Origin of the sequence: Rhodococcus mengyinensis (genome assembly GCF_048381435.1) — a bacterium.
GTDB lineage: Bacteria > Actinomycetota > Actinomycetes > Mycobacteriales > Mycobacteriaceae > Rhodococcus_F > Rhodococcus_F opacus_D.
In genome coordinates, this window is the sequence record NZ_JBLWIT010000018.1 from 20,502 (window position 1) to 32,318 (window position 11,817).

10 protein-coding genes and 1 pseudogene are annotated in these 11,817 nt (G+C 66.4%); 10 read left to right on the top strand and 1 reads right to left on the bottom strand.

The annotated features are described in order from the left end of the window. Positions 1-2 precede the first annotated feature (2 nt). On the bottom strand, positions 3-899 hold the full coding sequence (locus ACNJ7E_RS02135) for an alpha/beta fold hydrolase (RefSeq protein ID WP_418338971.1): 897 nt from the start codon (positions 897-899) through the stop codon (positions 3-5). A gap of 305 nt (positions 900-1,204) precedes the next feature. On the opposite strand from ACNJ7E_RS02135, the gene ACNJ7E_RS02140 reads away from it, so the two are divergent. From ACNJ7E_RS02140 to ACNJ7E_RS02185, 10 genes and pseudogenes are all read left to right on the top strand, one after another. Beyond that, a complete protein-coding gene (locus tag ACNJ7E_RS02140; RefSeq protein WP_016881618.1) occupies positions 1,205-1,504 on the top strand; it encodes a hypothetical protein in 300 nt (99 codons plus the stop codon). After that, entirely contained in the window at positions 1,501-2,649 is a 1,149-nt protein-coding gene (locus ACNJ7E_RS02145; RefSeq protein ID WP_418338972.1) for a thiolase family protein, read from the top strand. The genes ACNJ7E_RS02140 and ACNJ7E_RS02145 overlap by 4 nt, the downstream gene beginning before the upstream one ends. Continuing rightward, positions 2,646-3,158 carry a Zn-ribbon domain-containing OB-fold protein gene (locus tag ACNJ7E_RS02150; protein ID WP_418338973.1) on the top strand — a complete coding sequence of 171 codons (513 nt, stop codon included), beginning with the start codon at positions 2,646-2,648 and terminating at the stop codon, positions 3,156-3,158. Before ACNJ7E_RS02145 ends, ACNJ7E_RS02150 begins: the two co-directional genes overlap by 4 nt. After that, positions 3,155-4,450, top strand: coding sequence for an aromatic ring-hydroxylating oxygenase subunit alpha (locus ACNJ7E_RS02155; RefSeq protein WP_418338975.1), 1,296 nt, complete (start codon positions 3,155-3,157; stop codon positions 4,448-4,450). The genes ACNJ7E_RS02150 and ACNJ7E_RS02155 overlap by 4 nt, the downstream gene beginning before the upstream one ends. A 2-nt stretch (positions 4,451-4,452) precedes the next feature. After that, positions 4,453-4,974 carry an aromatic-ring-hydroxylating dioxygenase subunit beta gene (locus ACNJ7E_RS02160; protein WP_418338976.1) on the top strand — a complete coding sequence of 174 codons (522 nt, stop codon included), beginning with the start codon at positions 4,453-4,455 and terminating at the stop codon, positions 4,972-4,974. Between the two features lie 108 nt (positions 4,975-5,082). Then, positions 5,083-6,624, top strand: coding sequence for a class I adenylate-forming enzyme family protein (locus ACNJ7E_RS02165; protein WP_418338977.1), 1,542 nt, complete (start codon positions 5,083-5,085; stop codon positions 6,622-6,624). A 12-nt stretch (positions 6,625-6,636) separates the two neighbouring features. Then, positions 6,637-8,154: pseudogene (locus ACNJ7E_RS02170) on the top strand (AMP-binding protein); the annotation flags it as partial. 96 nt (positions 8,155-8,250) lie between these two features. Further along, complete coding sequence (locus tag ACNJ7E_RS02175; RefSeq protein ID WP_237724004.1) at positions 8,251-9,036, top strand: enoyl-CoA hydratase/isomerase family protein; 786 nt, start codon at positions 8,251-8,253, stop codon at positions 9,034-9,036. A 55-nt stretch (positions 9,037-9,091) separates the two neighbouring features. Continuing rightward, positions 9,092-10,558 carry an aldehyde dehydrogenase gene (locus tag ACNJ7E_RS02180; protein WP_016881610.1) on the top strand — a complete coding sequence of 489 codons (1,467 nt, stop codon included), beginning with the start codon at positions 9,092-9,094 and terminating at the stop codon, positions 10,556-10,558. 32 nt (positions 10,559-10,590) lie between these two features. After that, on the top strand, positions 10,591-11,796 hold the full coding sequence (locus tag ACNJ7E_RS02185; protein WP_016881609.1) for a thiolase family protein: 1,206 nt from the start codon (positions 10,591-10,593) through the stop codon (positions 11,794-11,796). Positions 11,797-11,817 lie beyond the last annotated feature (21 nt).

Here is an 11,817-nt window from a genome sequence, read left to right on the forward strand (position 1 = left end):
GCTCACTTGCCGAGGAAGGCGAGTGCCGCCGGATTGAAACTCGCCGGGTCCTCGAAGTGTGGCCAGTGGCGCACGTCGGGCATCTCGAAGACCTCGGAGTCGGGGATCAGCCTGGCGACGGTGCGCGCCGTGTTCTGGTACTCGCCGTGGTCCTTTCCGGACGCGACGATCATGGTCGGTGCCGTGATGGTCTTCCACTGCTCCTCGGGAATGAGGTTGCGATCCCTCGCCGTCGCGTCCTGCAGGATCAGCAGGTGGTCGATCGTGTCGCGGGTGTCGTCGCGTCGGTAGATGGCCTGACGCAGCGCGACGAGGTCGGGAAGACGGTTGTCCTCGTCGGCGATGAGGTGCTCGAAGACCTTGTGGATCGACTCCCACGTAGGGTTCTCGACCGCGGCAGTGCGCTCGGCGCGGATCCGGGCCATGTTGGACGCCGTGGCGATCAGCCCGGCCGGCGACATCAGGATCAGCTTGTGAACGCGGTCGGGACGCTGCACGGCAACGGCGGCGGAGACCCATGCCCCGAGTGACATGCCGATGAAGTGCGCCTTCGACATCCCGAAGTGATCCATCACGGCGAGTATCTGCCGCACGTAGACCGCAATTTCGTAATCGTGGTCGGGCTTCTCGGAGAAGCCGTTGCCCACCATGTCGATGGCGACGCAGTGGTACTGCTCGCTCAGTGCGGCGAGATTCGGGGCGAACGTCTCCCAGTGGCCACCGGTTCCGTGGAGCAGGATCGCGTGCGGCTTGTCGGGAGAGCCTGCCTCGGCGAACCGTGTCCGCACGCCGTCGACATCCACGAATCCCTGACGGAAGTCGAGCTCGCGAAGGAAGCCCCAGATGCTTCGGTAGTGGTCGGTGGCGACGGCCGGGACGGTCATCGTTGTCTCGCTCATGTACAGGCCTTCCTGGATTCGACGGCGGCGCCACGGCCGGACATCGATCTGACGGTTGTGTCTTCTTTTGACCCTATTATGCACAGTGTGCACGTTTGGGTTGGGGTATTTCAATAGCTGTGAACTGGGAATTCCTGAGGATCCAGGATTGCGGTCTTCGGATATCGACCATTGTTTCTGACACTCACATACGATATGACTATGAGAAGTGTTCAGTCGTTTGGGCAAGCCTCCCCGGACGCGAAGCACACACCGGACCGCCTGCGAAGTCCGTCGCGGGCGGGTCACGAGAAGAGCTGAGGGCAATGTCGGTACATGAGGAGACCCGCGCGGTCGAGCGACGGGAGCTGGCGCAGCTGGCCAACGAGTTCGCCGTGGTCCGCGTGTCGCTGGATACGACCGGGAACGGTCCCAGGTTGCTGGTCGAGGACGCCGAGACGGGAGATCACATCTTCCTCTCACCGCTCGAGCTCGCGAGCCTGTGCCTCGCGACCCCCCAGGACCGTGAGGAGTGGATGCGCGTCGGCAACTACCGCGACGAGCACCGCGACCGCTCGCTGGGGCCGGTGGGGACGGTTCGCCCTCTCACCAGGGACGTGTCGTGACGGTCGACCTGGTCGGTCTGGGCTTGACCACGATGTCGCTCAAGCCCGGTGACACCCCGCTCCAACTCGCCTGCCAGGCGACCCGGGCGGCTCTGGCCGACGCCGGAATCACGCACGCCGACGTCGACGGACTTCTCGTCGGGTCCTCACAGGGTGTACGGCCCGACCGCCTCGGAGTGACGTTCGCGGCCCAGGGCGGATTCTCGGATCTTCGACTTCTCGAGCACGTCGAGATCAAGGGCGCCACCACGATCGCGATGATCCAGCGGGCAGAGGCCGCCATCGACGCCGGCGCGGCCCGGACCGTGGTCTGTGTCTTCGCCGACGCCCCGCTGGTGGAAGGCAAGGGCGCCGGGTCGGCATACGCGCACAGCGGGGGAAACACCGGGACGCGGGGACTCGAACGTGCATCGGGACTGCTGGGTTCGGTGCCCACCTACGCATTGCTCACCCGGAGATGGATGCACCTCACCGGAGGCACGGCCACCGACCTGTGTGCTGTCGCCACGACCGCGCGGGCGTGGGCGCTGGGCAATCCCGATGCGGTGGTGACGAAGCCGCTGGACGACGAGGGGTACCTGGCCAGCCCGATGATCGCCGATCCGCTGCGCCGCCTCGACTGTGCCCGGCCCGTGAACGGTGCGGTCGCCGTCGTCCTCAGCGGGGATCCCGGCGTCGGTAACGCCGTTCGCCTCGTCGTCCGGGGGACCGGTCGCGATCACCCGGTCCGGCGTCGTCGTGCCGGGGGAGAGTCGTGGTTCGGGGGTGGTGCGCGTGCCGTGGACGACGCGCTCGGCCAGGCGGGAATGTCCCGGACGGACCTGGACATCGCCCAGCTCTACGACCCGTTCTCGGTGGTCACGCTCCTCCTCCTCGAGGAATACGGGCTCACCGGCGGAATACCGGCGGGCGAGTTCGTACGAGGCGGTGGAACGAGCCGGGGTGGCGCACTTCCCGTCAACACCGGTGGCGGCCAGCTGTCCGGCTTCTACCTTCAGGGCATGACGCCCCTTGCGGAGGCGATGATCCAACTGCGTGGCGAGGGAGGCGAGCGCCAGGTGCCCGATGCCCGTACGGCTCTCGTCGGTGGAATCGGTGGCCGTGTCGATCACCATGCCGCCATGATCCTGGAGAGAGCTGCATGACCACGACGACGGATTGCACCGACTGGCTGCTCGATCCCGGCCTCGTGCCGGATGTGGCAGGCGACCCGCTCGCGCCCCTCTACGAGGCGAGCGCCCGCGGCGAACTCGCCCTGCCCTTTTGTGCCCGCTGCGGAATTCCACTCGACCTCGAGCAGTACGTCTGCGACGGCTGCGGGTCGAGCGAGAGCGACTGGCGGGTGGTCGAACCGACCGGAGTCGTCCATTCCGCCACGACCATGCACCGCTTCGAGCCGGGACTGGTGCGGACGGCCGAGCCCTACGCGATCCTCGACGTCGAGCTGTCCGCCGGGCACCGTCTGATCATGACCACGCTTCACCCGACGGCTCGCCCGCCCCGCATCGGCGACACCGTCGACGTCGCCTTCCGGCAACTGGGCGGCGTATGGATTCCTGCCGCATGCATCACCGAGACATACAGCAATACAACGAGTTCGGCTGAGCCGACCGCCCGGACCACAGCCCCAATCGAGACGGAGGCCCACTCATGACCACCATGGAATCGACGCCGACCACGGTGCCCGACGACTTCGACGTCGCGCGCATCGTGCAGAACGATCGCGTGCACGGTTCGGTCTACACCTCGCCCGAGATCTTCCAGCGCGAGATGGACACCATCTTCCGGAAAGGATGGGTCTACGTAGCGCACGAGAGCGAGGTCAGCGAGCCGGGTGACTACCTCACCCGCCGCATCGGCCACGACCCGGTGGTCGTGGTCCACGGCAAGGACGGCAAGATCCGGGTCCTGCTCAACCGCTGTTCGCACCGCGCGAACAAGCTGTGCAACGCGGAGATGGGCAACGCCAACTCCTTCCGATGCCCGTACCACGGGTGGACTTTCAGCAACGACGGATCGCTCACCGCGGTTCCGATGCGGAACGGATACGGCGAGGCGTTCCAGAAGGTGCGCTCGGAACTGGGCATGGCCGAGGCCCCGCGCGTGGACAGTTACGGCGGCTTCCTCTTCGCGTCCCTCGCAGCGGACGGTATCTCACTGCAGGAACATCTCGGCAACGCGACCAAAGCGATCGACCGACTGCTCAACCTGTCACCGACGGGTACCATCGACCTCCGGTCGAACTGGATGAAGCATCTCCACCACGCGAACTGGAAGATGGTGGTGGAGAACAATGTCGATGGCTACCACGCGCTGTTCACCCACGCATCGGTCTACGACGCGATCCGGCCGGCCAAGGTGTCGCACATTCCGTCGAAGGTCGACGTCGTGGTCCGCGACATGGGCGGCGGGCACTCGGAGATCGACTACTCGGCGGAGTACCGCAAGCTGGACGAGGAATTCGTCTGGTACGGGCGCACACCCCGCGAGAAGCTGCCCGAGTACGTCGCGGCGCTGGAGGCGGCCCACGGTCCCGAGAAGACGCACGACTCACTCGTGGTGGGCCCGCCGCATACCCTGATCTGGCCCAACCTGTTCCTCGCCGAGATGAACATCATGTACGTCGAACCGATCGGTCCCGACGAGACGGTGGCCTACACGACGGCAGCGCTGTTCCCCGGGCAGGACCGCATGAACGAGCGGATGCTGCGCCGCTCGGAGGGTGCGATGGGCCCGGCCGGATTCTTGATCGCCGACGACGGTGAGATCGGCATGCGCAATCAGGCAGGCCTCGCCGCCCGGGACCCCGAGTGGCTGCGACTGTCCCGCGGTCTGGAGACCGATGTGACAGACGAAACCGGAATCGTCAACAGCGACAAGAGCGCCGAGACCCCGCAGCGCGGTTTCTACCGCCAGTGGGCGAGCGTCGTCGGACAGGAGATCTGAGGATGACCACCGTGGAGAATTCGGCGGCCCCCGCCCTGCAGAGGGCACCCCTCCCGCTGCCCGCGCCCGACGCCGACATCGCGGCGTTCCTCAACCTCGAGGCGCGCCTCGCGGACGAGGCCCGGTACTCCGAGTGGGAACTCCTGTGGGATGACGACGCACTCTACTGGGTCCCCATGCATCCCGACGACGACCCGAAGACCCGGTTGTCGTACATCTACGACAACCGCCGTCGCATCAAGAGCCGGGTGGCGCAGCTCAACACCGGAAACCGGCATTCGCAGACCCCGCCGTCGGTGATGCGCCGACTGCTCAGCAACTCCGAGGTGCTGGACACCGACGAGGACACCGTGACCGTCGGATCGAATTTCGCGCTCTTCGAGTACCGCTACTCCCAGCGGGTCTGGGCCGGCCGGGTGATCCACCGTGTGCGCCGCACTCCGGGCGGACTGAAGCTGGCAGGGAAGACGGTCCATCTCATCAGCGCGGGCGGCCCCGTGGACACACTCGCTTTCCTCATCTGACCGACAACGCACCCCACCATCGAAGGCGCCGCCTTCCGACCACATCGAAGGCGCCGCCTTCCGACCACATCGAAGGCGCCGCCTTCCAGAATCAATTTGCGAGGAACAGTGCTAGTAGGCGACATCCCACGGAACAACGCACGGCGATACCCGAACAAGCCGGCCGTCGTCGAGGGCGATCGAACCCACACGTGGACGACGGTCGACGAACGGGCCCGGCGGTTGGCGAACCATCTCCTCGACCAGGGTTTGGCGAAGGGCGACCGTGTCCTCGTCATCGCCCGCAACTGCATCGAATGGCCGGAGATCACCTATGCTCTGGCCAAGTCCGGGCTCGTCGCGGTGCCGGTGAACATCCGGCTTGCTCCCGACGAACTCGCGCATGTCCGCGACGACTCGGGAGCTCGCGGCGCGATCGTCCACACAGACCAGGTGGAGCGGTTCGGCGCGGAACTGAACGACCTGGCTCCGGTTCTCGAGATCGGGGGCAGCGTCGCCGGCGCCGAGTACGAGACGGCCCTGCGCGGTGCCCGATCCACCGACCCGACTCCGGCGGATCTCACCCCGGACGACATCCAGTTCATTCTCTACACGAGCGGAACGACGGGCCGCTCGAAGGGGGTTGTGAACACGCACCGCGGGATGCTCGCGCAGGTCGTGGACACCACTCTCGTCACCGAAGGCGATCGTTCGGACGTCTTTCTCGCCACCACCCCTTTCTTCACCGCAGGTGGGATGGTGCGCACCCTGTCCTGGACTTACCTGGGGCAGACGATGGTGATCCACCGTCGGTTCGACCCCCAGGCCGTCATCGACGAGATCGAGCGCAGCGGAGTCACGTTCACCACCTTCATCCCGACGATGCTGCAGCGGACCCTGCGGATCCTGGAGGAGGGACCCGCACGGGACATGTCCAGCCTGCGCCGAATCAGTTACGGTTCGGCGCCCGTCCCTCCGGGGTTGGCCAGAAAGGCCATGGACATGCTCGGCTGCGATATGCAGCAGCGATACGGTCTGACCGAATGCGGTGGGCAGGCGACGATCCTGACGCCCCAGGATCACCGGGACATGGTGGCGGGCAAGACCTCGATCCTCACCTCGTGTGGGCAGGAGACACCGATGTGTTCCATCCGCATCGTGGACGCCGACGGCAACGAACTCCCTGCAGGTGAAATCGGGGAGATCGTGATCGTGAGCGAAGCGAACGCGGTCGGGTACTGGAACCGCCCGGAGCAGACGGCCGAGGCGTTCCGCTCCACCGGTCTCTGGTCCGGCGATCTTGGTTACCTCGACGAGGAGCGCTATCTGCACATCACCGGGCGCAAGACCGACATGATCATCTCGGGCGGATTCAACGTGTACCCGGCGGAGATCGAGCGGGTCATCGGACACCACGCACAGGTCGAGATGGTCGCCGTGGTGGGAATTCCCGACCCGGAGTGGGGCGAGACACCGGTCGCCGTGATCGTCCCGCGCGGTGACGTGGACGAGGACGCCCTCACTGCCGAGCTGACGGCGCTGTGCCGGGCGGAGTTGGCCGGGTACAAGCAGCCCAGGCGCTTCGTCTACCGCGGCGACTTCCCTCTCGGTCCCGCAGGCAAGATTCTCAAGCGCGTCATCGCCGACGACCTCCGGGTCTCGGCGGAGTAGGGAGAACAGGCGATGGTCAGCGCCCAGAGCGTGGTCGACGCGAGCCGAGTGCAGGTGGAATCGATCTGGGAAACGCTGGCGGCGAGAGCCGCCATCACCCCGTCCGCCGAGTTCGCGGTCGACGAAACGCGGCGTTCCTTCTCCTTCGACGCATTCCGGCGGTTGGCGGAAGGTATCGCGGCGACGCTCTACACGAAGGGGATTCGGGCCGGGGACGTGGTGTCCTGGCAACTGCCGAACACGGTCGAGACCATGGCTCTGGCCGTGGCCCTGTCGCGGCTCGGTGCGGTGCAGAACCCACTCGTCACAATGCTGCGTGACCCGGAGATCGCATTCATCAGCGAGCAGGTCGGTTCGCGCCTCCTGATCGTGCCCCGGACGTTTCGCGGTTACGACTACGCGGACATGGCGGCGCGGGTCGCGGCCGGAAGTGCCCGCGGCCTGGAGGTACTCGTCGTCGACGGGGGCTGGGAACTGGGCGACCCGGCGGTCCTGCCGCCACCGGCGCATCCCGCGGACCCGGACGACGTGTCGTGGATCTTCTACACCTCCGGTACCACCGCAGCGCCCAAGGGCGTCAAGCACACCGACGGCGGACTCCTCGCGGCAGCGGCGACTTTCGTCACCAACGTCCGGGCCCGTCCGGAGGATCGCTGCGCTGCGCTGGCGCCGGTCGCCCACATCGGGGGCATCGCACACCTGTTGCACGCGGTGGTCGTCGGACACGCCCTCATCGTGAGCGCGACTTTCGTCCCCGAAGAGACGGCGAATCTTCTGATCGAGCAGAACGTCACCCTGGTGGGTTCTGGTCTTCCGTTCACGAACGAGTACCTTCGCCTCTCCCGTGAACGGGGTGCGGTTCCGCTGTTTCCTCACGCACGGGCCACCCTTGCGGGTGGTTCACCGCGACCACGTGCGCAGCACGCTGCGGCGAAGACCGCACTCGGCGGGGTCGGTGTCATCTCGGGCTACGGAATGACCGAATGCCCCTACATCACCTGGGGTACTCCGGACGACACGGACGAACAGCACGCGGTCTTCGAAGGCTTTCCCGCGGGTGGGGGTGCGGTCCGGATCGTTCGCACCGACGAGACAGACGCGGCGACCGGTGAGATCGGGGAGATCCGGGTGCGCGGACCGCAGCTGTTCAAGGGGTACGTGGACAGCGCACTGGACGAGGGAACGCTCGACCGGAACGGATTCTTCCGCACCGGCGACCTGGGCTATGTGGACGCCGATGGTTGCCTCGCGGTCACCGGCCGCATCAAGGACGTCATCGTCCGCAAGATGGAGAACATCTCGGCGCGTGAAGTCGAGGAAGCCGTCATCGGCCACCCAGCTGTCGCGGACGTCGCGGTGATCGGGGTGCCGGACTCGAACAGCGGCGAGCGGGTGTGTGCCGTGGTGGTGCCGGCGAATCCCGGCCGACCGCCTGCCCTGGAGGACCTGCGGGAGTTCCTTCACGAGGTCGGTCTGAACATCCGTAAGTTCCCGGAGCAGGTCGAGGTGCTCGACGTGCTGCCGCGCAACGCGATGGGAAAGATCGTCAAACCGGAACTGCGGAAGCGGTTCGCCTCCGAAGACAGTTCGCAACCGACGCCTTCGGGACATACACGAGTGGAGCCGATCGTGACCGAAACAGTTTTCGACACCATCGAATTCGAGATCGCGGACCATATTGCCACTATCACCCTGAACCGCCCGGACCAACTGAACTGCTTCAACGAGGCCATGACCCGGGAAATGGCCGCTGTGTGGGCACGGGTGCGGGACGACGACGCCATCCATGTCGCGGTGGTCCGCGCCAAGGGGGAGCGGGCCTTCTGCACCGGAGTCGATGTCAGTGCACCGCCCTGGTGGACCCACCTGAACCAGTGGAACCAGGAAGACCCCGGAGTGCTGCTGGGCCCCCGGCAGCACAAGGTGTGGAAGCCGGTCGTCTGCGCGGTGAACGGCATGGCTGCCGGCGGCGCGATGTACTTCGTCAACGAGTCCGACATCGTGATCTGTTCGGAGGACGCGACCTTCTTCGACCCACATGCAAACGGTGGCAGGGTCTCCGCCCTCGAGCCGATCGGCATGCTGGCACGCGGAATCCCCTTCGGGGAGGTCATGCGGTGGGCGCTGCTCGGCAGCGACGAACGCATCACGGCGCACACCGCTCTGCGGGCCGGAATCGTCACCGAGGTGACCGAACCCGGGCAGTTGTGGGATCGCGCCCACGAACTCGCAACCGAGATCGCAGGGCGGCGCCCCGAGGCCATCCAGGGCACGGTTCGTGCCATCTGGGAATCCCTCGACATGATGCCGTCGATGGCACTGCGCAACGGCCTGTCCTACACCCAGATCGGAAACAACGGCAGGGACGACGTCGACTCCCGCACCAACAAGCGCAAGCCGCGATTCCGCTGAACCTGCCCCACCGAACAAGGAGTGTGCTGTGAGCAGCAGCGTCGTTACAGAACAAGTGATCCGGTTTCCGCTGCTGATCGGCGGCGCCGAGGTGGAAGCCGAGTCGGGCAGAACGTACGACAGCCTCGACCCGTTCACCGGAAGGCCCTGGGCCACGGTGCCCGACGGTGGCGCGTCGGACGTCGACCGTGCGGTTCGTGCCGCAAGGGAGGCACTGAACGGTCCGTGGGGCCGGATGACCGCGACGGCCCGCGGCAAGCTCATCTGGAAGCTCGGCGACGTCATCGCCCGGGAGGCGGACAACCTCGCCGAGCTCGAGGTCCGCGACGGTGGAAAGCTGTTGCGGGAGATGTCCGGACAGATGAAGGGCCTGCCCGAGTACTACTACTATTACGCGGGCATGGCAGACAAGCTCGAGGGCGGTGTCATTCCGACGGACAAGCCCAACTACCTCGTGTACACGAAGCATGAACCGGTCGGCGTCGTCGGTGCGATCACGCCGTGGAACTCGCCCCTGCTGCTGCTCACCTGGAAGCTCGCCGCGGGACTGGCGGCGGGATGCACGTTCGTCGTCAAGCCGAGTGACCACACACCCGCGTCGACGCTCGCCTTCGCGCGGCTTTTCGAGGAGGCGGGCTTCCCCCCCGGGGTCATCAACGTGGTCACCGGATGGGGTCCCGAGACCGGCGCCGCTCTCGCGTCGCATCCCGGCGTCGACAAGGTGGCCTTCACCGGTTCCACCGGTACGGGCATCAAAGTCGGTCAGGCCGCGTTGGAGAACATGACCCGGTTCACGCTCGAGCTCGGCGGCAAGTCGGCGCAGGTGGTGTTCCCCGACGCCGACCTCGATGCCGCTGCCAATGGCGTCATCTCAGGGATCTTCGCGGCGACGGGACAGACCTGCCTCGCCGGGTCGCGCCTGCTCGTACACGAGAGTGTCGCCGAGGAACTGGTGTCGAAGATCGTGGCCCGGGCATCGACCATCGTCCTCGGGGACCCGCGGGATCCGGCCACCGAGATGGGGCCGGTCTCCAACGAGCCGCAGTTCCGGAAGGTGCTGTCGCACTTCGAGTCGGCGCGCGAGCAGGGAGCGACCATCGCCTACGGTGCCGAAGCAGCGGAGGAACTCGGTGGCTACTTCGTCAAGCCCACCGTCCTGACCGATGTCACACCGGACATGCGCGCCGTGGCCGAGGAAGTGTTCGGACCCGTCCTGGTCGTCTCCACGTTCACCGACGAGGACGAGGCCGTCGCGGCTGCGAACGGCACGGAGTTCGGTCTCGCGGGTTCGGTGTGGACCAAGGACGTTCACCGGGCGCATCGAGTGGCAGGCAAGCTGCGTGCCGGCACGATCTGGATCAACGCGTATCGGGCCGTCGCCCCGAGCGTGCCCTTCGGCGGCATGGGTGCCAGCGGCATCGGCCGCGAGAACGGTATCGACGCCGTCAAGGACTTCACCGAAACCAAGGCGGTGTGGGTCGAGCTGACCGGCGACACCCGTGACCCCTTCACGCTCGGCTGACCCCGCGCATCCCACTATCGAAGGACTGGACAGTGTCAGAATCAGGAAAGATCGAAGCCGTCATCGTCGCCGGTGCCCGTACACCCATCGGTACGGCGTTCAAGGGCACTCTGCGCGACACCACCGCCATGGAACTCGCCCGCGTCGTACTCGAAGAAGTGCAGAAGCGCTCCGGGCTCGAGGTGTCGCAGATCGACGACGTCATCCTCGCCGAGTCCAACTACGGCGGCGGCGACATCGCCCGGCACGCGGCGGTGGTCGCCGGGATGCTCCAGGTGCCCGGACAGGCTGTCAACCGGCACTGCGCAGGCAGCCTCACCGCGATCGGTCACGCTGCCGCTTCCGTGATCGCGCGAGCGGAACGCGCGGTGATCGCCGGCGGCACCCAGTCGACCTCCACCGGCCCGCTGCAGAAGTTCCGCACTCCCGGGACCATCGACGAGTTCACCGACAAGTGGATGCCGCCGACACACCCGGACTCCGCCGAGGCACCTAATATGGACATGTCGATCACGGTGGGATGGAACACGGCACGCGAGGTCGGTATCACCCGCGAGGAAATGGATGCCTGGGCACTCAGGTCCCACGAACGGGCGCTCACCGCAATCGATTCCGGTGCCTTCGCGGACGAGATCGTCCCAGTGCAGGTGCTCCAGTCGGATGGCTCGGTGGTGGAATTCTCCACCGATGAACATCCGCGCCGCGGTTCGACCGCGGAGAAGCTGGCGAGCCTGAAGGTCCTTCATCCCGAGATCGAGGACTTCTCCATCACCGCGGGTAACGCCAGCGGCATCAATGATGCTGCCGCTGCGGTGGCGATCGTGGGCAGTGACCTCGTGGCCGAGGCCGGACTCACAGCCCTCGCCACCGTGAAGTCCTGGGCGGCGACGGCAGTCGACCCGGCGCGCACCGGGCTTGCGGTGCTGGACGTGATCCCCAAGGTGCTGGACCGGGCCGGAATCTCGATCGCCGACGTGGCCCTGTGGGAGATCAACGAGGCCTTCGCGTCGGTTCCCGTTGCGGCGTGCAAGAAGCTCGGGATCGACGAATCGATAGTGAACACCGCCGGTAGCGGATGCAGCCTGGGTCATCCGGTGGCCGCCTCGGGCGCGCGGATGGTCGTCACGCTGATGAACGAGTTGCGTCGACGGGGTGGCGGTTTCGGCGTCGCGGCGATGTGTGCGGGTGGCGGTCAGGCCGGCGCAGTCGTGATCGAAGTTCCGGCCCCGAAAGACTAGAAATGAACACAACTGTCAGAT